The sequence below is a fragment of the Pseudomonas sp. B21-023 genome (assembly GCF_024749165.1).
Lineage (GTDB): Bacteria > Pseudomonadota > Gammaproteobacteria > Pseudomonadales > Pseudomonadaceae > Aquipseudomonas.
Genome location: NZ_CP087190.1, coordinates 4,004,056 through 4,026,459, shown reverse-complemented (window position 1 = coordinate 4,026,459; position 22,404 = coordinate 4,004,056). Strand labels below are relative to the sequence as shown.

At 64.8% G+C, this 22,404-nt stretch carries 24 protein-coding genes; 5 read left to right on the top strand and 19 right to left on the bottom strand.

Translation table 11 applies throughout. The features are described 5' to 3' along the window. Positions 1-84 precede the first annotated feature (84 nt). The 3 genes from dnaX (at position 85) to recR (ending at position 3,237) form a co-directional block, all read left to right on the top strand. Positions 85-2,145, top strand: a complete 2,061-nt coding sequence (gene dnaX, locus LOY42_RS18005; RefSeq protein WP_139672516.1) for a DNA polymerase III subunit gamma/tau — start codon at positions 85-87, stop codon at positions 2,143-2,145. 65 nt (positions 2,146-2,210) lie between these two features. Next, positions 2,211-2,546, top strand: coding sequence for a YbaB/EbfC family nucleoid-associated protein (locus tag LOY42_RS18000; RefSeq protein WP_023632783.1), 336 nt, complete (start codon positions 2,211-2,213; stop codon positions 2,544-2,546). Between the two features lie 88 nt (positions 2,547-2,634). Further along, positions 2,635-3,237 (top strand): recombination mediator RecR, encoded by a 603-nt coding sequence (gene recR, locus LOY42_RS17995; RefSeq protein ID WP_139672513.1) that lies wholly within the window; start codon positions 2,635-2,637, stop codon positions 3,235-3,237. Between the two features lie 120 nt (positions 3,238-3,357). Here the strand turns inward: recR and LOY42_RS17990 are convergent, their stop codons facing one another. The 16 genes from LOY42_RS17990 to ccoN (LOY42_RS17915) form a co-directional block, all read right to left on the bottom strand. Beyond that, complete coding sequence (locus LOY42_RS17990; protein WP_139672510.1) at positions 3,358-3,906, bottom strand: adenine phosphoribosyltransferase; 549 nt, start codon at positions 3,904-3,906, stop codon at positions 3,358-3,360. Between the two features lie 53 nt (positions 3,907-3,959). Beyond that, positions 3,960-4,694 (bottom strand): Crp/Fnr family transcriptional regulator FnrA, encoded by a 735-nt coding sequence (gene fnrA / locus LOY42_RS17985; RefSeq protein WP_023630845.1) that lies wholly within the window; start codon positions 4,692-4,694, stop codon positions 3,960-3,962. A 187-nt stretch (positions 4,695-4,881) separates the two neighbouring features. Next, positions 4,882-6,264, bottom strand: coding sequence for an oxygen-independent coproporphyrinogen III oxidase (hemN, locus tag LOY42_RS17980; protein WP_139672504.1), 1,383 nt, complete (start codon positions 6,262-6,264; stop codon positions 4,882-4,884). A gap of 100 nt (positions 6,265-6,364) precedes the next feature. Then, positions 6,365-7,048: a sulfite exporter TauE/SafE family protein gene (locus LOY42_RS17975; protein ID WP_139672501.1), complete on the bottom strand. Its 684-nt coding sequence runs from the start codon at positions 7,046-7,048 to the stop codon at positions 6,365-6,367. Continuing rightward, positions 7,041-7,253: a cbb3-type cytochrome oxidase assembly protein CcoS gene (gene ccoS / locus LOY42_RS17970; protein ID WP_102684671.1), complete on the bottom strand. Its 213-nt coding sequence runs from the start codon at positions 7,251-7,253 to the stop codon at positions 7,041-7,043. Before ccoS ends, LOY42_RS17975 begins: the two co-directional genes overlap by 8 nt. After that, positions 7,235-9,706, bottom strand: coding sequence for a heavy metal translocating P-type ATPase (locus LOY42_RS17965; RefSeq protein ID WP_232967861.1), 2,472 nt, complete (start codon positions 9,704-9,706; stop codon positions 7,235-7,237). The genes ccoS and LOY42_RS17965 overlap by 19 nt, the downstream gene beginning before the upstream one ends. A gap of 106 nt (positions 9,707-9,812) precedes the next feature. Beyond that, the gene (locus LOY42_RS17960) at positions 9,813-10,340 is read right to left on the bottom strand and encodes a FixH family protein (protein WP_258598653.1); all 528 of its coding nucleotides are present in this window, start codon (positions 10,338-10,340) and stop codon (positions 9,813-9,815) included. Positions 10,341-10,355: 15 nt separating this feature from the next. After that, complete coding sequence (ccoG, locus tag LOY42_RS17955) at positions 10,356-11,771, bottom strand: cytochrome c oxidase accessory protein CcoG (RefSeq protein ID WP_258598651.1); 1,416 nt, start codon at positions 11,769-11,771, stop codon at positions 10,356-10,358. A gap of 257 nt (positions 11,772-12,028) precedes the next feature. Next, complete coding sequence (gene ccoP / locus LOY42_RS17950) at positions 12,029-13,012, bottom strand: cytochrome-c oxidase, cbb3-type subunit III (RefSeq protein WP_110699087.1); 984 nt, start codon at positions 13,010-13,012, stop codon at positions 12,029-12,031. After that, positions 13,009-13,200, bottom strand: coding sequence for a cbb3-type cytochrome c oxidase subunit 3 (locus tag LOY42_RS17945; RefSeq protein ID WP_102684962.1), 192 nt, complete (start codon positions 13,198-13,200; stop codon positions 13,009-13,011). Before LOY42_RS17945 ends, ccoP (LOY42_RS17950) begins: the two co-directional genes overlap by 4 nt. Before the next feature lie 5 nt (positions 13,201-13,205). Then, positions 13,206-13,814: a cytochrome-c oxidase, cbb3-type subunit II gene (gene ccoO / locus LOY42_RS17940; protein WP_023631369.1), complete on the bottom strand. Its 609-nt coding sequence runs from the start codon at positions 13,812-13,814 to the stop codon at positions 13,206-13,208. Further along, the gene (gene ccoN, locus LOY42_RS17935) at positions 13,814-15,256 is read right to left on the bottom strand and encodes a cytochrome-c oxidase, cbb3-type subunit I (RefSeq protein WP_046856465.1); all 1,443 of its coding nucleotides are present in this window, start codon (positions 15,254-15,256) and stop codon (positions 13,814-13,816) included. Before ccoN (LOY42_RS17935) ends, ccoO (LOY42_RS17940) begins: the two co-directional genes overlap by 1 nt. Before the next feature lie 434 nt (positions 15,257-15,690). Further along, positions 15,691-16,632, bottom strand: coding sequence for a cytochrome-c oxidase, cbb3-type subunit III (gene ccoP / locus LOY42_RS17930; protein ID WP_102684963.1), 942 nt, complete (start codon positions 16,630-16,632; stop codon positions 15,691-15,693). Beyond that, positions 16,629-16,823: a cbb3-type cytochrome c oxidase subunit 3 gene (locus LOY42_RS17925; RefSeq protein ID WP_023632287.1), complete on the bottom strand. Its 195-nt coding sequence runs from the start codon at positions 16,821-16,823 to the stop codon at positions 16,629-16,631. Before LOY42_RS17925 ends, ccoP (LOY42_RS17930) begins: the two co-directional genes overlap by 4 nt. A 5-nt stretch (positions 16,824-16,828) precedes the next feature. After that, on the bottom strand, positions 16,829-17,437 hold the full coding sequence (ccoO, locus tag LOY42_RS17920; protein ID WP_139672495.1) for a cytochrome-c oxidase, cbb3-type subunit II: 609 nt from the start codon (positions 17,435-17,437) through the stop codon (positions 16,829-16,831). A gap of 13 nt (positions 17,438-17,450) precedes the next feature. Then, on the bottom strand, positions 17,451-18,875 hold the full coding sequence (gene ccoN, locus LOY42_RS17915) for a cytochrome-c oxidase, cbb3-type subunit I (RefSeq protein WP_050706570.1): 1,425 nt from the start codon (positions 18,873-18,875) through the stop codon (positions 17,451-17,453). 49 nt (positions 18,876-18,924) lie between these two features. Here ccoN (LOY42_RS17915) and LOY42_RS17910 point away from each other — a divergent pair, with 49 nt between their 5' ends. After that, entirely contained in the window at positions 18,925-19,617 is a 693-nt protein-coding gene (locus tag LOY42_RS17910) for an alpha/beta family hydrolase (RefSeq protein ID WP_139672492.1), read from the top strand. 143 nt (positions 19,618-19,760) lie between these two features. On the opposite strand, the gene LOY42_RS17905 is transcribed toward LOY42_RS17910, so the two are convergent. Next, complete coding sequence (locus tag LOY42_RS17905; RefSeq protein ID WP_038705716.1) at positions 19,761-20,045, bottom strand: pyrimidine/purine nucleoside phosphorylase; 285 nt, start codon at positions 20,043-20,045, stop codon at positions 19,761-19,763. 72 nt (positions 20,046-20,117) lie between these two features. Then, positions 20,118-20,669, bottom strand: coding sequence for an exonuclease domain-containing protein (locus LOY42_RS17900; RefSeq protein WP_102684964.1), 552 nt, complete (start codon positions 20,667-20,669; stop codon positions 20,118-20,120). Between the two features lie 184 nt (positions 20,670-20,853). Here LOY42_RS17900 and LOY42_RS17895 point away from each other — a divergent pair, with 184 nt between their 5' ends. Then, positions 20,854-21,654 carry an ABC transporter substrate-binding protein gene (locus tag LOY42_RS17895; protein ID WP_102684965.1) on the top strand — a complete coding sequence of 267 codons (801 nt, stop codon included), beginning with the start codon at positions 20,854-20,856 and terminating at the stop codon, positions 21,652-21,654. A gap of 112 nt (positions 21,655-21,766) precedes the next feature. Here the strand turns inward: LOY42_RS17895 and LOY42_RS17890 are convergent, their stop codons facing one another. Further along, positions 21,767-22,294 (bottom strand): RNA polymerase factor sigma-70, encoded by a 528-nt coding sequence (locus LOY42_RS17890; RefSeq protein WP_046856458.1) that lies wholly within the window; start codon positions 22,292-22,294, stop codon positions 21,767-21,769. Positions 22,295-22,404: the final 110 nt, after the last annotated feature.

Sequence of the window (22,404 nt, the reverse complement as noted above, 5' to 3'; positions counted from 1 at the left end):
GACGAGATCGGCAGGGTGCAATTTTGGCCCCGCTCCGCTAGCATTAGCGCTCTTTCCGCCCGCTCCGGTCACGATGGTTTTTTGATGAGTTATCAGGTTCTTGCACGTAAATGGCGTCCGCGCTCGTTCCGCGAAATGGTCGGCCAGACCCATGTGCTCAAGGCTTTGATCAACGCCCTGGACAACCAGCGCCTGCACCATGCCTACCTGTTCACCGGGACCCGGGGCGTGGGCAAGACCACCATTGCGCGGATCATCGCCAAGTGCCTGAACTGCGAGACCGGCATCACCTCGACCCCGTGCGGTACCTGCTCGGTGTGCCGGGAGATCGACGAAGGCCGCTTCGTCGACCTGATCGAGATCGACGCCGCCAGCCGCACCAAGGTCGAGGACACCCGCGAGCTGCTCGACAACGTGCAGTACGCCCCGAGCCGCGGGCGCTTCAAGGTCTACCTGATCGACGAAGTGCACATGCTCTCCACCCACTCGTTCAACGCCTTGTTGAAGACGCTGGAAGAGCCACCGCCCTACGTCAAGTTCATCCTCGCCACCACCGACCCGCAGAAACTGCCGGCGACCATCCTGTCGCGCTGCCTGCAGTTCTCGCTGAAGAACATGAGCCCGGAGCGCGTGGTCGAGCACTTGACCCACGTGCTGGGCGCCGAGAACGTGCCGTTCGAAGAGGATGCCCTGTGGCTGCTCGGCCGCGCCGCCGATGGCTCCATGCGCGATGCCATGAGCCTGACCGACCAGGCCATCGCCTTTGGCGAGGGCCGGGTGCTGGCCGCCGATGTGAGGGCGATGCTCGGCACGCTCGATCACGGCCAGGTGTATGGGGTGCTCCAGGCCCTGCTCGAGGGCGACGCCCGTGCGCTGCTGGCCGCGGTGCGTGACCTGGCCGAACAAGGCCCGGACTGGAACGGCGTGCTGTCGGAAATGCTCAATGTGCTGCACCGCGTCGCCATCGCCCAGGCCCTGCCGGAAGCGGTGGACAACGGCCAGGGCGACCGTGACCGCGTGCTGGCGTTGGCCCAGGCCCTGCCGGCCGAAGACGTGCAGTTCTACTACCAGATGGGCTTGATCGGCCGTCGTGACCTGCCATTGGCGCCGGACCCGCGCGGCGGTTTCGAGATGGTCCTGCTGCGCATGCTGGCATTCCGCCCGGCCGACACCGATGATGCCCCGAAGCCGATACTAAAGCCGACGGGGATCAGCCAGGCCACAGCTGATCCGACCCAACCGGTGGCGGCAGCGGCTATGCCCGTGGCGCCGACCGTTGCCGCCAGCCCTGTGGCTGAAGTGGTCGCGCCGCTGCCTGTGGCTGAGCCATCCATACAGGCCGAGCCCCCAGTTGTGGACGTGCCGGCCGTTGCCGAGGTTGTCGAGGCGCCGCAAGCGCCATCGGAGCCAGAGCCGCAGCCCGTCGAGGAGGTCGTCGACCTGCCGTGGGAGGAGCCAATCGCCACTCCGGCGCCGGTTGCGCCCGAGCAGTTGCCCGAGCCGGCACCTGCGGTCGAGGCCGCCCGCCAGCAGCCGGACGATGACGAGCCGCCGTTCGATCCGTCGGCCTACAGCCCGGCGGGCATGGAGCGCGACGACGAGCCCCCGGCGGACGAGGACTACTACGCGCCCGACAGCGACCCGGCCGGCTTCAGCTACCTGGACGAGCTGGCCGAGCACGTGCAGGAAGAGGCGCCTGCCCAGGCGCCGGAGCCACTGCCGGCGGCCATGCCCGCGACCGGCCTGGCCCTGCAATGGCTGGAATTATTCCCACAGTTGCCTGTCTCCGGTATGACAGGCAACATCGCCGCAAACTGTACGCTGATCGCCGCCGAGGGTGATGACTGGCTGTTGCACCTGGACCCGGGGCAGGGCGCGCTGTTCAACTCGACGCAGCAGCGCAGGCTGAACGACGCACTGAACCAGCAACTGGGCCGCGAGATCCGCCTGAAGATCGAGCTGATCCGCCCCGAGCAGGAAACCCCGGCCCAGGCCGCCTCGCGCAAGCGCGCCGAGCGCCAGCATGACGCCGTGGTGTCGATCGAACAGGACCCGCTCATCCAGCAGATGATCCGGCAGTTCGGCGCGACGGTCAGGCAGGATACTATTGAGCCTGTAGACGCCCTGGCCAGCCAGGGCCAATGAACGGATAACCATGCGGCCGGCCCTGTGCCGGGCCGCATCACATGACCCAATCGAGGTATACCCCCATGATGAAAGGTGGCATGGCCGGCCTGATGAAGCAGGCCCAGCAGATGCAGGAAAAAATGCAGAAGATGCAGGAAGAGCTGGCCAATGCGGAAGTCACCGGCCAGTCCGGTGGCGGCCTGGTCAGTGTGGTGATGACCGGTCGCCACGACGTCAAGCGCGTCAGCATCGACCAGAGCCTGATGTCGACCGACGCTGACGACAAGGAAGTGCTCGAGGACCTGATCGCCGCCGCGCTGAACGACGCCGTGCGCAAGATCGAGCAGAGCAGCCAGGAAAAGATGGGTGGCATGACCGCTGGCATGCAGCTGCCGCCTGGTTTCAAGATGCCGTTCTGATCGGTTTCTGGCTTCAAATGGGGAGCAACGACCCGGTGGTCGTTGCTCCCTTGTTCATTCTGTTTCCTGAATTGGCAGGCCTGCACACATGAGCTTTAGCCCCCTGATCCGCCAACTGATCGACGCCCTGCGCATCCTGCCCGGCGTCGGTCAGAAAACCGCCCAACGCATGGCCCTGCAGCTGCTCGAGCGCGACCGCAGTGGCGGCACGCGCCTGGCCCAGGCCCTGAGCCAGGCCATGGAAGGCGTCGGTCATTGCCGCCAGTGCAGGACTTTGACCGAGCAGGAACTATGTCCGCAGTGCGCCGACCCACGCCGTGACGACACTCAACTGTGCGTTGTCGAGGGGCCGGTGGATGTGTACGCAGTGGAGCAGACCGGCTATCGCGGTCGCTACTTCGTGCTCAAGGGGCACCTCTCGCCGCTGGACGGGCTGGGGCCGGATGCCATCGGCATTCCGCAGTTGATGGCGCGGATCGAAGAGCAGGGCACCTTCAGCGAGGTGATCCTGGCTACCAACCCCACGGTGGAAGGGGAGGCGACGGCACACTACATCGCCCAGCTGCTGGCCGAGAAGGGCCTGACCGCCACGCGTATTGCCCATGGCGTGCCATTGGGTGGCGAGCTGGAACTGGTGGACGGCGGGACACTGGCCCATGCATTTGCCGGGCGCAGGCCGATCGCGTTGTAAACCTGTAAACGCATCGCGGGGCCAGTCGCATCGGCGCACCGCCGCTCCCGCGCAGATCAACATGCGTGGAAGCGGCGGTGCGCCGATGCGGCTGGCCCCGCGATCGTTTTGAAGGCGAACTCAGTATTCGCTCAGGGAAAACTCGGTCAGGCAGAAGGTCGGCACCCCGGCCGCCTGCAGGCGACGCGAGCCTTCCAGTTCCGGCAGGTCGATGATCGCCGCCGCCTCGAACACTTGCGCACCGGTGCGGCGCACCAGGTTGGCGGCCGCCAGCAGGGTGCCGCCGGTGGCAATCAGGTCATCGAAGATCAAGACCGAATCCCCATCGCAGAGACTGTCGGCATGCACTTCCAGGAAGGCCTCGCCGTATTCGGTCTGATAGCCCTCGGACAGCACGTCAGCCGGCAGCTTGCCCTGCTTGCGGAACAGGATCAGCGGCTTGTTCAGCTGGTGAGCAATGATCGAGCCAATCAGGAAGCCTCGCGCGTCCATGGCGCCGATATGGCTGAACTCGGCCTCGACATAGCGCTCGATGAACTGGTCGGCGACATAGCGCAGCCCGCGCGGCGACTGGAACAGCGGGGTGATGTCGCGGAAGATCACGCCCGGCTTGGGGAAGTCCAATACCGGGCGGATCAAGGCTTTGAGGTCGAAGGTGTCGCTGTGCATGGGGCGGGTATCCTGGAAAAACTCGGCGTCAGTATACCCTTTTAGCGCGGCGATCAGACCTCGAGTGCACCACCGGCCAGCGCGCACAACTGGATCGGGTCGAGAATGTGCACTTCCTTGCCCTCGGCCTTGAGCAGGCCGTTCTGCTGGAAGCGGGTGAACACGCGCGACACGGTTTCCACCGCCAGGCCCAGGTAGTTGCCGATCTCGTTGCGCGACATGCTCAGGCGGAACTGGTTGGCCGAGTAACCACGGGCGCGGAAGCGCGCCGACAGGTTGACGAGGAAGGTGGCGATGCGCTCGTCGGCGGTCTTTTTCGACAGCAGCAGCATCATCTGCTGGTCGTCACGGATCTCGCGGCTCATCACCCGCATCAGCTGACGGCGCAGCTGTGGCAGCTGTACCGAGAGTTCGTCGAGGCGCTCGAAGGGGATCTCGCACACCGAGGTGGTTTCCTGGGCCTGGGCCGACACCGGGTAGGCCTCGGTGTCCATGCCGGACAGGCCGACCAACTCGCTGGGCAGGTGGAAGCCGGTGATCTGCTCTTCACCGCTGTCGCTGAGGCTGAACGTCTTGAGGGCGCCGGAACGTACCGCGTAGACCGAGCCGAAATTGTCACCCTGGCGGAACAGGAACTCGCCTTTCTTCAGCGGGCGGCCGCGTTTGACGATTTCATCCAGTGCGTCCATGTCTTCCAGGTTCAGGGACAGGGGCAGGCACAGGGGGGCCAGGCTGCAATCCTTGCAGTGGGCCTGGTTGTGTGGGCGCAGTTTTACTGGCTCGGACATTTCTTTCGATCCTTGTGGGAAAGCACACATAAGCCGTAAGGATAACCTGCGGCATGGGCTGTAGGCCAGTGTGCGCATTTTTGGTGCACGCTAGCAGCGGTGCGGAAGGTGTGTCCCGTCACCGTTCAACTGTCCATAGTGTGCCTCGAAAGGCGGGCTGTCCATGCGGTGAAACGCCTCAAGCGCCTCAGATCACCCGCGAGAAACGCTGGCGGTTCTGCTGCGCGAGGTAGGCGTCGAACACCATGCACACCGAGCGCGCCAGCAGGCGGCCGGCCGGCAGGATGCGGATACCCTTGGCGTCCAGGCTGATCAGGCCGTCGCGTTGCATGGCTTGCAGTTGTGGCCACTGCTCCTTGAAGTAGCCGCGAAAATCGATGGTGAAGGCGTGTTCGATCGCTTCGAAATCCAGTTCGAAGTGGCAGATCAGTTGCTGGATCACTGCACGGCGCAAGCGATCGTCCTGGTTGCACATCAGGCCGCGCTGGGTCGCCAGCTGGGCGGTGGAGAGGGAGTCCTGGTAGGTGTTGAGGTCGCTGCTGTTCTGGCAGTAGAGGTCGCCGATCTGGCTGATCGCCGACACGCCCAGGCCGATCAGGTCGCAGTGGCCATGGGTGGTGTAGCCCTGGAAGTTGCGTTGCAGGGTGCCTTCTTCCTGGGCGATGGCCAGTTCGTCGTCGGGCAGGGCGAAGTGGTCCATGCCGATGTAGCGGTAGCCGGCGGCGGTCAGTTGGTCGATGGTGGCGTGCAGCATCTCCAGCTTGGCCGCCGGGGCCGGCAGGTCACTGCTGTCGATGCGCCGCTGGGGCATGAAGCGTTCGGGCAGGTGCGCGTAGTTGAAAACCGACAGACGGTCGGGCTGCAGGCGGATCACTTCTTCGACGGTGCGGGCGAAGCCTTCCGGTGTCTGCTTGGGCAGGCCGTAGATCAAGTCCAGGTTGATCGAGCGGAACTGCAGGGTGCGCGCGGCTTCGATCAGGGTGCGGGTCTGCTCCAGGCTCTGCAGGCGGTTGACCGCGCGCTGCACGGCGGGGTCCAGATCCTGCACGCCGAGGCTGACACGGTTGAAGCCCAGCTCGCGCAACAGGCCCATGGTCGACCAGTCGGCCTCGCGTGGGTCGATCTCGATGCCGTAGTCGCCGGAGTCGTCGTCCAGCAGGTGGAAGTGCTGGCGCAGGGTGGCCATCAGCTGGCGCAGTTCCACATGGCTGAGAAAGGTCGGCGTGCCGCCGCCGAAATGCAGCTGCTCGACGACTTGCTTGGGGTCGAGGTGGCAGGCGATCAGCTGGATTTCCTGCTCCAGGCGTTGCAGGTAGGGCGCGGCGCGGCCGCGGTCCTTGGTGATGACCTTGTTGCAGGCGCAGTAGTAGCAGATGTTGGCGCAGAACGGCACATGTACGTACAGCGACAGCGGGCGGGTGGCGCGGCGGCTCTCGCGCAGGGCGTGGAGCAGGTCGAACGAGCCCACTTCGCCATGCAACTGCACAGCGGTCGGATAGGAGGTGTAGCGTGGCCCGGCCAGATCGTAGCGACGAATCAGGTCGGCGTCCCAGCGTAGGTCGTCGAGCATGTGGGTAGTCCCCGGATAAAGCTGCAGTGTCCGGAGTCTAGGGGCGCTTGTAAGAAGTCGTGTTGATTTGTATCAGGAGATCTGGCGGTCGCAGCAGCCCTCAATGCCCCATGAGCCAGTGCTGGTGAGGACCGGGCAGGGTCCACAGGCCAAAGAGAATCACCAGCACGCCGCCGGCCATGCGCACTCCGCGATGGCGCAGCAGGCTACCCACCCGCTCGGCCGCCAGCCCCGTGGCCAGCAGCACCGGCCAGGTGCCCAGGCCGAACGCCAGCATCAGCGCCGCGCTGTGCAGTGCATCGCCCTGGCTCGCCGCCCACAGCAGGGTACTGTACACCAGCCCGCACGGCAGCCAGCCCCACAGGGCGCCCAGCAGCAAGGCGCGGGGCAGGCTGGAAACCGGCAGCAAGCGCGTGGCCAGCGGCTGCACATGGCGCCAAAGCCCGCGTCCCAGTGCTTCGATGCGGGTCAGGCCGCTCCACCAGCCCGCCAGGTACAGGCCCATGGCGATCAGCAGCAACGCGGCCGCGACCCGCAAACCGGTCGCCAGCGGGCTGCTGGCCAGGGCCACGCCTGCCAGGCCGAGCAGCAAGCCGGCGGCGGCATAGCTGAGGATGCGCCCGAGGTTGTAGGCCAGCAGCAGGCGCAGGCGCCGGCTGCGCTGCTCGGGGGGGATGGCCAGGGTCAGGGCGCCCATCAGGCCGCCACACATGCCCAGGCAATGGCCGCCCCCGAGCAGGCCCAGGACCAGCGCCGAGCCCAGCAGGGGGATCAGTTCAGGCACGCGGGGCAGGGTCCTGGTCTTCGGGTTTCTCGCCCTTGGGCTTTACGGCGGCCTGGTGGCAGGGGTCCTGGTCATCGAACAGGATGCTGTGGGCCGGGCCTTCCAGATCGTCGTACTGGCCGCTGTCCACCGCCCAGAAGAAGATGTACACGGCGACACCGACCAGCAGCAGGGCGGCGGGAATCATCACGTAGAGGGCGGGCATAGCGGTTTCCTTTCGAGCGACGCGGGCTCGCGCCCGGGCGGCGTCTCCCCGCTGGGCAGCCGGGTCAGGCGCAGGGCATTGAGCACCACGATCAGCGAGCTGATCGACATGCCGATCGCCGCCCACACCGGGGTGATCCAGCCGAGCGCGGCGAACGGCAGCATGAGGCCATTGTACAGCGTCGCCCAAAGCAGGTTCTCGATAATGTTGCGGCGGGTCCGGCGGGCCAGTTCGAAGGCCTGCACCAGCGCCTGCAGGCGGTTGGACAGCAGCACCGCGTCAGCGCAGGTCTTGGCCAGGTCCGTGGCGCTGCCCATGGCGATGCTGATGTCGGCGGCGGCCAGTACCGGCACATCGTTGACGCCGTCGCCGAGCATCAGCACCTTGCGCCCTTCACCTTGCAGCGTTTTCAGGCGAGCGAGCTTGTCGTCCGGACGCAGGCCGCCAACGGCCTGGTCGATGCCCAGTTGCGCGGCGACCTGCGCAACCATCGGCGAACTGTCGCCGGACAGCAGCAGCGTGTTCCAGCCGCGTGCCTTGCAGGCGGTCACCAGGTCGTGAGCGTCGTCGCGCAGGCGGTCATCCAGGCCGAACCAGGCCAGTGGCCCTTGCCGGTCCCCGAGCAACAGCCATTGCCCCTGTGGTTCCGGTACGTTGGGTACCTCGGCGCCACTGAGGGCGCAGACGAAGGTGGCCTGTCCGATGCGCAGGCGCTGGCTTGCCAGCATGCCCTCCAGGCCTAGCCCCGGCACGGCGGTGACGGTTTCGGCCGCCTGCGCGGCGCGGCCGAAGGCGCGGGCGATGGGGTGTTCGGAGCGATTTTCCAGCGCCGCCGCCAGCGCCAGGCACTGGTCTGCGTCCAGTCGGCCCAGCGGGCGGATGCTGCGCAGGGCCAGGCGGCCTTCGGTGAGGGTGCCGGTCTTGTCGAAGATCACCGTGTCGATCTGGTTGAGGCCCTCGAGCACATGCCCGCGGGTCACCAGCAGGCCGAGCTTGTGCAGGCTGCCGGTGGCGGCGGTAAGGGCGGTGGGGGTGGCCAGCGACAGGGCGCAAGGGCAGGTGGCGACCAGCATGGCCAGGACGATCCAGAACGCCCGGGGCGCATCGAGCTGCCACCAGAGGACACCGATCACGGCGGCGGCAACCAGCGTGAACAGCAGGAACCATTGTGAGGCGCGGTCGGCGATTTCCGCCAGGCGCGGTTTTTCCGACTGGGCGCGCTCCAGCAGGCGGACGATGGCCGACAGGCGCGAGTCCTGGCCCAGGGCCTGGACCTCGACCGTGAGTGTGCTTTCGACGTTGAGGGTGCCGCCGGTCACCCGGTCGCCGACGTGGCGTGCCAGAGGCAGGTATTCGCCGGTTAGCAGCGATTCGTCGACGCTGGAGCGGCCGTCGACGATCAGCCCGTCGGCCGGGATCACCGCGCCGGGCAATACCTGCACGTGGTCGCCGCACTGCAGTTCGCCGAGCAGGATGCGCTCGCCCTGGCCGTTGGCGTCCAGTCGCAGGCACGAGGCCGGCAGCAGGTTGACCAGCTGCGCGGTGGCCGCCGCGGTACGTTCGCGGGCGCGGCGCTCCAGGTAGCGGCCGGTGAGCAGGAACAGGGCGAACATGCCCACGGTGTCGAAATACAGTTCGCCGTGGCCGGTAATCGCGGTCCAGATCCCGGCGCAGTAGGCCAGGGCGATGGCCAGCGACACCGACAGGTCCATGGTCAGATGGCGGGTACGCAGGTCGCGGGCCGCGCCCTTGAAGAACGGTGCGCAGCTGTAGAACACGATGGGCGTGGTGAGGAACAGCGCGACCCAGCGCAGGATGGTGTGCAGCTCGGGCGACAGGTCAATGTTGAATTCCGGCCAGGTGGCCATGGTCGCCATCATCGCCTGGAACCACAGCAGCCCGGCCACGCCCAGGCGGCGCAGGGCGCTGCGGTTCTCCCGGGCCAGCTGTTCGGCGGCCTGGTCGGGCTGGTAGGGATGGGCGGCGTAGCCGATGTGGCGTAGCCCGGCCAGCAGCTGCGACAGTGGCAGTTGCTGGTCGTCCCAGTTGACCAGCAGGCGATGGTTGGACAGGTTCAGCCGGGCGTCGACGACGCCGGGCAGGGTGCGCAGGTGCTTCTCGATCAGCCAACCACAGGCGGCGCAGCTGATGCCCTCGACCAGCAAGGTGGCCTCGGCCAGTTCGCCTGTGTGGCGCACGAAGGTCTGCTGCACGTCGCTGCGGTCGTATAGGGCCAGCTCGTCCTGGAGTTGGCGGGGCAGGGCCTCGGGGTTGGCGCTGGTGTCGCTGCGGTGCTGGTAGTAGTGCTCCAGGCCCCCGGCGACGATGGACTCTGCCACTGCCTGGCAGCCGGGGCAGCAGAATGCCCGGGGCTCGCCAAGCACCACGGCGGTGAAGCGGCTGCCGGCGGGGACGGGCAGGGCGCAGTGGTAGCAGGGGGTGGGTTGGCTCATCGACATCTCTTCTTGCTGCAGCGGGTTCGTGGCAGCGGGCTTGCCCCGCGATGGGCCTGGAATGCTGGTTTTCAGGCCCGCCCCCACGAGGTGTGGTGTGTCGCTGTTACTGGTGCTCGGCCCCTTGAATGGCTTCATCGCCCAGCTGCAAGGTCACCCCATGCTCGACCTTCTCCTCCTCGAACAACCGCCACACATGGTTGTCCTGGCTGCCGAGCAGCTCGACGAAGCGCCGGCCGTCGACCTTGTCGTCCAGCTGGCCGACATAGCGGCCTGGCTCGGTGCGTGCCAGCTGCACCTTGCGGTCCTTGGCCGGCTGGGTCGGCGAGATCAGGTTCAGCTCCAGCGCCTGCGGGTCGCTGTTGCCGGTCAGGCGCACTTCGACCTCGCCGGTCAGCTCATCCAGGTGCACGCTGGCCTTGAGGTTGAGGGTCTGGGCCAGCAGCTCGCGGTCCAGCGAACGGTTGATACCCTTGCCGGCCTCGTAGTAGTTGTCGTTGACCAGGTTGTCCGGGTTGCGCACGGCGATGCTGACCATGGTCAGGCTCAGGCACACCGAGGTGGCCAGGATGCCGATGATGATCCAGGGCCAGAGGTGCTTGTACCAGGGGCTGGCGGCGGTGGCGGCAGGCATTGTCTAGGTTCTCTTTCAGCGGATCTGTGGGCCGATGAAGCGGCTCTTGGCTTCAACCTGGCTGGCGCTGTCGTCAGCGTCCTTGAGGATGAAGGTGATTTCGTTGGTGGTCGAGGGCAGCTGCTCCGGTGCGACCGACAACTGCACCGGCAGGTTGACGATATCGCCGGCGGCCACGCGGATCTCGCGTTGGCCTTCGAGCTTGAGGTCGGGCAGGCCGGCGGCGTCGAGCACGTAGACGTGGTTGCGCTGGTCCTTGTTCATCACCTTGAGGCTGTAGACGTTCTCGATCCGGCCTTGTGCGTTCTCGCGGTACAGCACGCGGTCCTTGGCCACGTCGAAGCCCACCAGCGAACGGGTGGCGAAGGCGGTGACCAGAGCGCCGATCATCACCAGCAGCACCAGGGCATAGCCGATCAGGCGCGGGCGCAGCATGTGGGTCTTCTGCCCGGACAGGTTGTGCTCGGTGGTGTAGCTGATCAGGCCCTTGGGGTAGTTCATCTTGTCCATGATGCTGTCGCAGGCGTCGATGCAGGCGGCGCAGCCGATGCACTCGATCTGCAGGCCGTCGCGGATGTCGATGCCGGTGGGGCAGACCTGCACGCACATGGTGCAGTCGATGCAGTCGCCCAACCCCTTGGCCTTGTAGTCGATGTCCTTCTTGCGCGGGCCGCGGGTTTCGCCGCGGCGCGGGTCGTAGGAAACGATCAGGGTGTCCTTGTCGAACATCACGCTCTGGAAGCGCGCGTACGGGCACATGTAGATGCACACCTGCTCGCGCAGCCAGCCGGCGTTGCCGTAGGTGGCCAGGGTGAAGAAGCCGACCCAGAAGTAGGCCCAGCCATCGGCTTGGCCGGTAAAGAACTCGATCGCCAGTTCGCGGATCGGCGAGAAGTAGCCGACGAAGGTCATGCCGGTGACGAAGCCGATCAACAGCCACAGGCTGTGCTTGGCCAGCTTGCGCAGGAACTTGTTGGCGCTCATGGGCGCCTTGTCCAGCTTCATGCGCTGGTTGCGGTCGCCTTCGGTGACTTTCTCGCACCACATGAACACCCATGTCCACACGCTCTGCGGGCAGGTGTAGCCGCACCAGACCCGGCCGGCGTACACGGTGATGAAGAACAGGCCGAAGGCGGCGACGATGAGGATGCCCGAAAGCAGGATGAAGTCCTGGGGCCAGATGGTGGCGCCGAAGATGTAGAACTTGCGCTCGGGCAGGTTCCACCACACGGCCTGGTGGCCGCCCCAGTTCAGCCAGACGGTGCCGAAATACAGCAGGAACAATACCGCGCCACCGACCATCCGCAACCTGCGGAAAATGCCGGTGAAGGCGCGGGTATAGATTTTTTCGCGCGAGGCGTAGAGATCGACGGAATCCTTCCCTTTGCTGGCAGGCGGGGTGACGTCATGTACCGGAATTTGCTTGCTCATCATCAAGTCCCACGGCAGTGGAGAAATGCCGCGGCCAGTGCGTGCCGGCCGCAGTCTCGCGCGTTCTGCTAGCGCTCTGCGGCCCATGATACGCCTGTGATAGCGCATGCGGGGCGCACTGCGACACTTAGTCGCGTTGGGTTCGTGGTGTGAATCGTGTTATGGCGGGTGTCAATTGATCCATGTCAGTCGCGGCTGTTTTTGCATGTGCTGAAACAGCCATGGGAGCGGCGTGCCGCCGCTCCCATGGTTCGACATCACTCGGCTTGTGGGGCCTGCTGCTGTTCCTGGTGCGACAGGCTATACACGTACGCCGCCAGCAGATGCACCTTGTCGTTGCCCTGCATCTGCGCCTGGGCCGGCATCTGGCCCTGGCGACCATAGCGGATGGTCTGTTGCAACTGGGCGAAGCTCGAACCGTAGATGAACGCTTGCGGGTGGGTCAGGTTGGGCGCGCCCATCGCCGGGGTGCCCTTGCCTTCGGGGCCGTGGCAGGCCACGCAGTTGGTGGCGAAGATTTCCTTGCCCTTGGCCGGGTCGGCCTTGGCATCCTCGGGCAGCTTGCGACCGTCGAGGTTGGTCAGCACGAAGGCCGCCACATCCGCCACGCCCTGTTCGCCGATGACCGTGGCCCAGCCCGGCATCACGCCATGACGACCGTTCATGATGGTGGTCTTGATGGTCTCCGGCTCACCCCCCCAGCGCCAGTCGTTGTCGGTCAGGTTGGGGAAGCCGTAGGCGCCGCGGGCATCGGAACCGTGGCATACCGAGCAGTTGGAGGCGAACAGGCGCGCGCCCATCTTCAGTGCCTGCGGATCCTTGGCCACTTCCTCCACCGGCATGGCGGCGAACCTGGCGAAGATCGGCCCGAAGCGGGCGTCGGCCTTGGCCATTTCCTTTTCCCACTCGTGCACGCCGGTCCAGCCGGCCTGGCCGTTGGAAAACTCGGTCTTCTTTTCGTTGTCGACGTAGGCGTAGCCCGGCAGGATGCCTTTCCAGTTGCCCAGGCCTGGGTAGAGCACCAGGTAGCCGAGGGCGAAGACGACGGTGCCGACGAACAGCCAGAACCACCATTTCGGCAGGGGGTTGTCGTACTCCTCGATGCCGTCGAAGGCGTGCCCGACGACTTCGTCGGTGATTTCCTCGCGCTGGCCCCGGCGGGTCGACAGCAGCAGCCAGGTCAAGGCGAAGATGGTGCCCAGGGTCAGGACGGTGACGTACAGACTCCAGAAGGTTGTCATTGTTGTTTGCTCCTAGAAGCTTGTGCTTGCTCGACGTGACGGGTGGCTTCGGGATCGTCCGCGAACGGCAATTGCGTTGCCTCGTCGAACTCCTTCTTGCGCCGCGGGCTGAACACCCACAGCGCCAGGCCCACGAAGGCCACCAGCACCACGACGGTGCCCAGGCCGCGAATCATCCCGATATCCATCACGGTCACCGTTTGCTCTTGATGAGGGTGCCAAGGCCTTGCAGGTACGCGACCAGGGCGTCCATCTCGGTCTTGCCCTTGACCGCGTCGGCGGCGCCGGCGATGTCTTCATCGGTGTAGGGGGTGCCCAGGGTGCGCAGCACTTCCATCTTCTTGGCGGTGTCCTTGCCGTCGAGCTTGTGCTCGACCAGCCACGGGTACGACGGCATCTTCGACTCCGGCACCACGTTGCGCGGGTTGTACAGGTGCGCACGGTGCCAGTCGTCCGAGTAGCGCCCGCCGACCCGGGCCAGGTCCGGGCCGGTGCGCTTGGAGCCCCACAGGAACGGGTGGTCCCAGACGCTTTCGCCGGCTACCGAGTAGTGGCCGTAGCGCTCGGTTTCGGCGCGGAACGGGCGGATCATCTGCGAGTGGCAACCGACGCAGCCTTCGCGGATGTAGATGTCGCGGCCTTCGAGCTCCAGCGCGGTGCGTGGCTTCATGCCCTCGACCGGCTTGTTGGTGACGTCCTGGAAGAACAGCGGGACGATCTGGGTCAGGCCGCCGACGCTGACGGCGATGACCATGAAGAAGGCCATCAGGCCAATGTTCTTCTCGACTGCTTCATGCTTCATCAGTGGGCTCCCACGACGACGATCTTGGTGGCTTCCTCAGCCTCCACCGGGTTGGCGGCGCGCACGGTGCGGTACACGTTGTAGGCCATCAGCAGCATGCCGGAGGCGAAGAACGCCCCGCCCAGGGCGCGAACGATGAAGCCCGGGTGGCTGGCCTGCAGGGCTTCGACGAAGGAGTAGGTGAGGGTGCCGTCGTCGTTGATGGCGCGCCACATCAGGCCCTGGGTGATGCCGTTGACCCACATCGAGGCGATGTACAGCACGGTGCCGATGGTCGCCAGCCAGAAGTGCGCGTTGATCAGCCCGACACTGTGCATCTGCTGGCGGCCGTAGAGTTTCGGGATCATGTGGTAGACCGCGCCGATCGAGATCATCGCCACCCAGCCGAGGGCGCCGGCGTGGACGTGGCCGATGGTCCAGTCGGTGTAGTGCGACAGCGAGTTGACCGTCTTGATGGCCATCATCGGGCCTTCGAAGGTGGACATGCCGTAGAACGCCAGCGACACCACGAGGAAGCGCAGGATCGGGTCGGTGCGCAGCTTATGCCAGGCGCCCGAGAGGGTCATCATGCCGTTGATCATGCCGCCCCAGCTCGGCGCCAGGAGGATGATCGACATCACCATGCCCAGCGACTGCGCCCAGTCCGGCAGCGCGGTGTAGTGCAGGTGGTGGGGGCCGGCCCAGATGTACAGGGTGATCAGCGCCCAGAAGTGCACGATCGACAGGCGATAGGAGTAGATCGGCCGTTCGGCCTGCTTGGGCACGAAGTAGTACATCATCCCCAGGAAACCGGTGGTGAGGAAGAAGCCCACGGCGTTGTGGCCGTACCACCACTGGATCATCGCGTCGGTGGCCCCGGCGTAGGCCGAGTAGGACTTGAACAGGCTCACCGGCAGCGAGATGTGGTTGACGATGTGCAGCATCGCGGTGACCACGATGAAGGCGCCGTAGAACCAGTTGCCGACATAGATGTGCTTGGTCTTGCGCTTGACGATGGTGCCGAAGAACACCAGGGCGTAGGTGACCCAGACGATGGCCAGCAGGATCGCCAGCGGCCACTCGAGCTCGGCGTATTCCTTGGTGGTGGTGAAGCCCATCGGCAGGGTGATCAGCGCGCCGACGATCACCGCCTGCCAACCCCAGAAGGTGAAGGCGGCCATGCTGTCGGAGATCAGGCGGGTCTGGCAGGTGCGCTGCACCACGTAGTAGCTGGTGCCGAACAGGGCACAGCCACCGAAGGCGAAGATCACCAGGTTGGTGTGCAGCGGGCGCAGGCGGCCGAAGCTCGTCCATGGCAGGTCCAGGTTGAGCTGGGGCCATACCAGTTGCGAGGCGATGAAGACGCCGAGCCCCATGCCAAGGATCCCCCAGACCACCGTCATGATGGCGAACTGGCGGACGACCTTATAGTTATAAGCAGTCGGACTGATTGCAGTGCTCATTCTAAGGTTCCACGGTTTGGGTGTTCTTGTTGGTTGGTAAATCGGCGCCAGTATTGATAACCACCAGGGTTATGGCAACGCAAGTTGTGTACGCCGACCCGTGTCCAGGCCCTTTTCGCCACCGTCCCGTGGCGTTGGGGGCTGAACGATTGTACACAAATAAATATTTGTAATGTGTACCGTTTTCCATGTTTTTCTGATCGTTCGGTCAAGCTTTTGTTCTTGGGACGGGCACGCAAGGCGCATCCCAAAGCCGCAGGCTCGAGCGTCCAGGTTGGATGCGTGATGTCAGGCTGTGCACCACGTCTGTTCCGGTCGCTGCGAGCGGAGCCACTGTGGCAACAAGCTTAGTTGTGTTCGGAGGGGGTGCAAGGCGGGGAGGGTAGAGCGGGCCTGTGGGAGCGGTCTTGCTCCCACAGGGGTGTTGCGCTTGCTTACTTGGCGGTTACGGTTTCCGGCACTTCATCCTGCGACAGGCTGTAGACATAGGCCGCCAGCAGGTGAACCTTGTCATTGCCCTGGATATCCTGCTGCGCGGGCATCTGGCCCTGGCGGCCGTAGCGGATGGTCTGCTGCAGCTGGGCGAAGCTCGAGCCGTAGATGAACGCCTGCGGGTGGGTCAGGTCGGGTGCGCCCATGGCTGGGGTGCCCTTGCCTGCGGGGCCGTGGCAGGCCACGCAATTGCTGGCGAAGATCTCCTGGCCCTTGGCCGGGTCGGCCTTGACGCCTTCCGGCAGGCTGCGGCCATCGAGGTTGGTCAGCACGAACGCGGCGACATCTGCCACGCCCTGCTCGCCGATCACCGTGGCCCAGCCCGGCATCACGCCGTGGCGGCCGTTCATGATCGAGGCCTTGATGGTCTCCGGCTCGCCGCCCCAGCGCCAGTCCTTGTCGGTCAGGTTGGGGAAACCGTACGAGCCCTTGGCGTCGGAGCCGTGGCACACCGAGCAGTTGGAGGCGAACAGCCGGCTGCCCATCTTCAGCGCCTGCGGGTCCTTGGCCACTTCCTCCACCGGCATGGCGGCATACTTGGCGAAGATCGGGCCGAACTTGGCGTCAGCCTTGTCCATCTCTTTCTGCCACTCGTCCACCTGGGTCCAGCCGTTCTCGTAGCCGGGCAGGATGCCTTTCCAGTTGCCCAGGCCCGGGTAGAGGATCAGGTAACCGACCGAGAATACCAGGGTGCCGACGAACAGCCAGAACCACCATTTCGGCAGCGGGTTGTCGTACTCCTCGATGCCATCGAAGCTGTGGCCCATGGTCTGGTCGGTGGTGTCGCTGCTCTGGCCCTTGCGGGTGCCGAGCAGCAGCCAGGTCAGGCCGATCAGGCTGCCGATGGTCAGTACGCTGATGTACGTACTCCAGAAGGTGGTCATTGCCGGGTACTCCTCATTGCAGCAGGTTCCTGCCCGGCGGGGGGCAGGCGGTCGTCGACGAAGGGCAGCAGGCGCGCTTCGGCGAAATCACGGTCGCGGCGGCGGTTGAACACCCAGAGCGACAAGCCGATGAAGGCGATCATCACCACCAAAGTGCCCAGGCCGCGGATCATGCCGATGTCCATTTCCATCGCGCTCACCTCTTGTTCTTGATCGCGGTGCCGAGCACCTGCAGGTAGGCGACCAGCGCGTCCATCTCGGTCTTGCCCTTGACCGCGTCCTTGGCACCGGTGATGTCGTCGTCGGTGTAAGGCACGCCCAGGTTGCGCAGGACGCGCATCTTGACGTCGGTGTGGCTGTTGTCGACTTGCGAGGACACCAGCCACGGGTAGGACGGCATCTTCGACTCAGGCACCACGTTGCGTGGGTTGTACAGGTGCGCACGGTGCCAGTCGTCCGAGTAGCGCCCGCCGACCCGGGCCAGGTCCGGGCCGGTGCGCTTGGAGCCCCACAGGAACGGGTGGTCCCAGACGCTTTCGCCGGCCACCGAGTAGTGGCCGTAGCGCTCGGTTTCGGCGCGGAACGGCCGGACCATCTGCGAGTGGCAGCCGACGCAGCCTTCGCGGATGTAGATGTCGCGGCCTTCGAGCTGCAGGGCGGTGTAGGGCTTCATGCCTTCGACCGGCTTGTTGGTCACGTCCTGAAAGAACAGCGGGACGATCTGGGTCAGGCCGCCGATGCTGACGGCGAACACCATCAGCAGGGCCATCAGGCCTATGTTTTTCTCAACGACTTCGTGTTTCATCAGGCTCTACTCCTCAAGCCAGCTGGGCGTTGGCGGTGGCTTGCTCGGCAGCCGGGGCACGCACGGTGCGCCAGGTGTTCCAGGCCATCAGGAACATGCCGCTGAGGAAGATCACGCCGCCGACGAAGCGCACGACGAAGCCTGGGTGGCTGGCCACCAGGGTTTCGACGAACGAGTAGGTCAGCGTGCCGTCGCTGTTGACCGCGCGCCACATCAGGCCCTGGGCGATGCCGTTGACCCACATCGAGGCGATGTAGAGCACGGTGCCAATAGTGGCCAGCCAGAAGTGCGCGTTGATCAGCCCGAGGCTGTACATGCGCTCCTTGCCGAACACTTTCGGGATGGTGTGGTACAGCGCGCCGATGGAGATCATCGCCACCCAGCCGAGCGCGCCGGCGTGGACGTGGCCGATGGTCCAGTCGGTGTAGTGGGACAGGGCGTTGACCGTCTTGATGGCCATCATCGGGCCTTCGAATGTGGACATGCCGTAGAACGCCAGCGAGACGACCAGGAAGCGCAGGATCGGGTCGCTGCGCAGCTTATGCCAGGCGCCCGAGAGGGTCATCATGCCGTTGATCATGCCGCCCCAGCTCGGTGCCAGGAGGATCAGCGACATGATCATGCCCAGCGACTGCGCCCAGTCCGGCAGCGCGGTGTAGTGCAGGTGGTGCGGGCCTGCCCAGATGTACAGGGTGATCAGCGCCCAGAAGTGCACGATCGACAGGCGATACGAATACACCGGACGTTCGGCCTGCTTGGGCACGTAGTAGTACATCATCCCCAGGAAGCCGGCGGTGAGGAAGAAGCCCACGGCGTTATGGCCGTACCACCACTGCACCATGGCATCGGTGGCGCCGGCGTACAGCGAGTAGGACTTGGTCAGGCTGACCGGTACTTCCAGGTTGTTGACGATATGCAGGATCGCCACGGTCAGGATGAAGGCGCCGAAGAACCAGTTGCCGACATAGATATGTTTGGTGTTGCGCTTCATCAGCGTACCGAAGAACACCACGGCATAGGCGACCCAGACGATGGTGATCAGGATGTCGATCGGCCACTCCAGTTCGGCGTACTCCTTGGTGCTGGTGTAGCCCAGCGGCAGGCTGATGGCCGCCAGCAGGATCACCAGTTGCCAGCCCCAGAAGGTGAACGCGGCCAAGCGCGGTGCGAACAGGGTGGTCTGGCAGGTGCGTTGCACCGAATAATACGAGGTGGCGAACAGGGCACAGCCACCGAAGGCGAAGATCACCGCGTTGGTATGCAAGGGTCGCAGGCGGCCGAAGCTGGTCCACGGCAGGTCAAGGTTGAAGGCGGGCCAGGCGAGCTGGGCGGCAATGAAGACGCCGAGCCCCATCCCGACGATGCCCCACACCACCGTCATGATGGCGAATTGGCGGACCACCTGATAGTTGTAGGCGGTACTGCTGGTTGTGTTCATGTATGGGTTCCCATCCACGGTTATAGGCAGGCTAGACAGCGAGGCAAGCATGATTAATGGGCAAAGTGCCGGTATTGACGGGGATCAATGGGCGAAGATCGGAAATGTCCCAGGCTTGCGCTGCGATCCTCCGCAAATTCCGGCGGATCGCGGCGTTTGCGGCTGCCTGATCCTGGCCCACGGCGCGGGTGCGCCGATGGACAGCGGGTTCATGGAGGACATGGCGCAAAGGCTGGCGGGGCAAGGGGTAGGGGTGGTGCGCTTCGAGTTTCCCTACATGGCCGAACGACGGTTGAACGGCGGCAAGCGGCCGCCCAATCCGCAGAAGGTGTTGCTGGAGTCCTGGCGGACTGTATACGAACAGGTGCGGCGTTTAGCCGCAGGCCCGTTGGCCATAGGTGGCAAGTCCATGGGAGGGCGCATGGCCAGCCTGTTGGCTGATGAACTGGGCGCCGATGCGCTGGTGTGCCTGGGGTATCCGTTCTATGCCGTTGGCAAGCCGGAGAAACCTCGCGTGGAGCATCTTGCAGGCCTGCGCACACGCACGCTGATCGTGCAGGGCGAGCGGGATGCCCTGGGCAATCGCGAGGCGGTCGAGGGGTATGCGCTATCGCCGGCGATCGAGGTGAACTGGCTGGCGGCGGCGGACCATGATCTGAAGCCGCTGAAGGCGTCGGGGTTCAGCCATGAGCAGCATATGCAGGCGGCGGCGGAGCGGGTGGCGGCGTTTCTCAAGGTCTAGGCCGCTTGGGGCTGCTTTGCAGCCCATCGCCGCGGTTCGTCGCCACGACAAGCCGGCTCCCACTCCGACCACGCTGCCCTCAAGCCAAGCGCCGTCCCTGTGGGAGCCGGCTTGCCGGCGATGAGGCCGTTACAGGTTGGTGCTTAGTCGCGGTACTCGCACAGGTAGGCAGTGTCCACGGCCACCTTCAGTTGAAACTTGCTGTCGGCGGCCACGTTGAACTTGTCGCCAGCGTTGAAGGTTTCCCAGTTGTCGCTGCCTGGCAGCTTCACGCTCAGGGCGCCGGAGACCACATGCATGATTTCGCGCTTGGCGGTGCCGAACTCGTACTCGCCCGGGGCCATCACGCCCACGGTGGCTGGACCTTCCTTGCCTTCGAAGGCGATCGACTTGACGGTGCCATCGAAGTACTCATTGACCTTGAACATCGGGCGACTCCTGAAAAAGCAATGAAAAAAGGCTGGCCAGTATGCCCAAGGCCCGCCCCAGCGTCATCTGTTTCAGGCCGCGCCCGGCGGCAGGCTCAAGGGTAGCAGGCGGGCGGTGTTGCGGGCGTCTTCCAGAGCTCGGTGCTGCTGCCCGGAAAACTGCAGGCCGGCCAGTTGCAAGGCGCTGTTCAGGCCCGCCGGGCGCTGCAGGTGGCGGGCCTTGGCGAAGCGTTGCTTGAGGTTGATGTGCGGCAGTTGTTCCAGCAGGCTGCGCACATGGTGCAGTTGCCATTCCTGCAGCAGTTGCTTGCGGTCGTAGTCGCCCCAGCTGACCCACGCCTGCAACTGCGCCTGGTGCGGCTGCAGCCATTGTTCGAACTGGCGCCAGACCCGGTCGAATTTCTCCGCGCCATCGACGTCGGCCTGGGTGATGTGGGTCAGTTCGCAGCAGAATGGCGTCAATTGCGGCCGCCGCCTGGGGCGCACGAAACGCTGGAAGTGATCGACCTCGCGCCCTTCGCGGGTTACCAAACTTGCGCCGATTTCAATGATTTCCATCTCCGTGACCGGCCAGCCGCCGTCGTCGGTGGTGGCTTCCAGGTCGATCACCAACCAGTGGCCCATGCCAGGCTCCCCTTCAATGCACAAAGGCCGGCGCGCTGATCTGAGCGGGCCGGCCGGTAGAGCGTAGCCAAAGTCGAGAGCCACGGCATCCCCTGGCACTTTGGCATATTCGGCGGTTGTGCCCATGTGGGAAAACGCCTAGTTTAGGCGCATTCAGGCCCCTACCCGTGATGAGTGTCTCGACTTGATCCCACTGCCCAGCGTCAAGATTTCCTCTTCCCTGCTGTTGTTCGTTGCGGTAGCGCTGGGTGGTGCGGCGCGGGCAGACGAGGTGCTGGAAGTGAAGATCGGGGCGGCGCACTTTCCCCCGTATACCGTGCGCCCCGAACAGGGTGCCGATACCGGTTTGCTGCCGCAATTGGTCGAGGCGTTGAACCGTTTGCAGTCCCGGCACCGTTTCGTCCTGGTGCCCACCTCGATTCCCCGGCGCTTTGGCGACTTCCAGCAAGGCCGCACCGACATGGCGATCTTCGAGAACCCGCAGTGGGGCTGGCAGGAGATTGCCCACAAGACCGTGGACATGGGGCTGGAAGATGCCGAGGTGTTCGTCAGCCGTCAGCAGGCCGGGCGTGACCAGCACTACTTCGACGATCTCGAAGGCAAGCGCCTGGCGCTGTTCAATGGCTACCACTACGCTTTCGCCGATTTCAACCCGGACCCGGCCTGGTTGAAGAAACGCTACAGGGCGACCCTGACCTATTCCCACGACAGCAACCTGAACATGGTCGAGCGTGGGCGTGCGGACATCGCCCTGGTCACCCGTTCGTACCTCAGCGATTTTCTCAGGCGCAACCCGGACAGTGCCGGCCAGTTGCTGGCCTCGCAACGGGTCGACCAGGTCTACCATCACTACGCGCTGCTGCGCCCAGGGGCGTCCATCAGCCCCGAGGCGTTCGCCAGTCTGTTGCGCCAGCTGCGGGAAAACGGCGAGCTGCTGCGGATCTTCCAGCCTTACCAGATCACCGTCGAAGCGCCGCACGACTAGGAGCCTAAATTTCGGCAAGGCCGTCGCGTATTCAGTATGGAGTGGGCAGGCTGTTGCAGTGCCCAAGGCAAACACGCCCCTGTTGGAGCGGGCTTGCCCCGCGATGACGGCCTCAGCCCAGGCGGCTGCTCTTGCGGCAATGGATCAGCGCATCGCGGATCATGAAGTTGACCAGCGTCGGCGAGACCCCCAGCTCCTTGGCGATATCCTTCTGCGGTACGCCATGCAGGCGGTACATCTCGAAGGCGTAGCGGGTGCGTTTGGGCAGTTCGTCGAGGGCGTCGGCGATGTGTTCCAAGGTCGCGAGGTTGATATGGGTGGCCTCGGGCGAGGCGTTCTGGATGACCACGTTCATCCCTTCCTCCTCGCTGCCGGAGTACCTGAGTTCCATGGCCTGCTTGCGGTAGTGATCGATGGCCAGGTTGCGCACGATCTGGAACAGGTAGCTGAGCTGGGCCTTGAACGATGAGGTGATCTGCGGGGCGGCGCTGAGCCTGAAGAAGGCATCCTGCACCACATCCTCGGCGCGGGAGCGGCAGCCGGTGATGCGGGCTGCGATCTTGACCAGGATGCTGCGGTTGTCGACGAATGCCTGGAGTAATGGTGAATCGCACTTACTTGTGGATAGTTGTTCCGCCATGGAAATCACCTTGTCTCAGAGAGGAGAGGGAGCGCACCTCTGGAGGAGGCTTCCTACGACGTGCGACAAACTATTCGTAATGATAATGATTGTCAAATACGAAAGTTAAT

Coding starts and splice junctions, on each gene's coding strand:
- dnaX (WP_139672516.1), top strand. CDS start 85: ATGAGTTATCAGGTTCTTGCACGTAAATGGCGTCCGCGCTCGTTCCGC.
- LOY42_RS18000 (WP_023632783.1), top strand. CDS start 2,211: ATGATGAAAGGTGGCATGGCCGGCCTGATGAAGCAGGCCCAGCAGATG.
- recR (WP_139672513.1), top strand. CDS start 2,635: ATGAGCTTTAGCCCCCTGATCCGCCAACTGATCGACGCCCTGCGCATC.
- LOY42_RS17990 (WP_139672510.1), bottom strand. CDS start 3,906: ATGCACAGCGACACCTTCGACCTCAAAGCCTTGATCCGCCCGGTATTG.
- fnrA (WP_023630845.1), bottom strand. CDS start 4,694: ATGTCCGAGCCAGTAAAACTGCGCCCACACAACCAGGCCCACTGCAAG.
- hemN (WP_139672504.1), bottom strand. CDS start 6,264: ATGCTCGACGACCTACGCTGGGACGCCGACCTGATTCGTCGCTACGAT.
- ccoS (WP_102684671.1), bottom strand. CDS start 7,253: ATGCCCGCCCTCTACGTGATGATTCCCGCCGCCCTGCTGCTGGTCGGT.
- LOY42_RS17965 (WP_232967861.1), bottom strand. CDS start 9,706: ATGAGCCAACCCACCCCCTGCTACCACTGCGCCCTGCCCGTCCCCGCC.
- LOY42_RS17960 (WP_258598653.1), bottom strand. CDS start 10,340: ATGCCTGCCGCCACCGCCGCCAGCCCCTGGTACAAGCACCTCTGGCCC.
- ccoG (WP_258598651.1), bottom strand. CDS start 11,771: ATGAGCAAGCAAATTCCGGTACATGACGTCACCCCGCCTGCCAGCAAA.
- ccoP (WP_110699087.1), bottom strand. CDS start 13,012: ATGACAACCTTCTGGAGTCTGTACGTCACCGTCCTGACCCTGGGCACC.
- LOY42_RS17945 (WP_102684962.1), bottom strand. CDS start 13,200: ATGGATATCGGGATGATTCGCGGCCTGGGCACCGTCGTGGTGCTGGTG.
- ccoO (WP_023631369.1), bottom strand. CDS start 13,814: ATGAAGCATGAAGCAGTCGAGAAGAACATTGGCCTGATGGCCTTCTTC.
- ccoN (WP_046856465.1), bottom strand. CDS start 15,256: ATGAGCACTGCAATCAGTCCGACTGCTTATAACTATAAGGTCGTCCGC.
- ccoP (WP_102684963.1), bottom strand. CDS start 16,632: ATGACCACCTTCTGGAGTACGTACATCAGCGTACTGACCATCGGCAGC.
- LOY42_RS17925 (WP_023632287.1), bottom strand. CDS start 16,823: ATGGAAATGGACATCGGCATGATCCGCGGCCTGGGCACTTTGGTGGTG.
- ccoO (WP_139672495.1), bottom strand. CDS start 17,437: ATGAAACACGAAGTCGTTGAGAAAAACATAGGCCTGATGGCCCTGCTG.
- ccoN (WP_050706570.1), bottom strand. CDS start 18,875: ATGAACACAACCAGCAGTACCGCCTACAACTATCAGGTGGTCCGCCAA.
- LOY42_RS17910 (WP_139672492.1), top strand. CDS start 18,925: ATGATTAATGGGCAAAGTGCCGGTATTGACGGGGATCAATGGGCGAAG.
- LOY42_RS17905 (WP_038705716.1), bottom strand. CDS start 20,045: ATGTTCAAGGTCAATGAGTACTTCGATGGCACCGTCAAGTCGATCGCC.
- LOY42_RS17900 (WP_102684964.1), bottom strand. CDS start 20,669: ATGGGCCACTGGTTGGTGATCGACCTGGAAGCCACCACCGACGACGGC.
- LOY42_RS17890 (WP_046856458.1), bottom strand. CDS start 22,294: ATGGCGGAACAACTATCCACAAGTAAGTGCGATTCACCATTACTCCAG.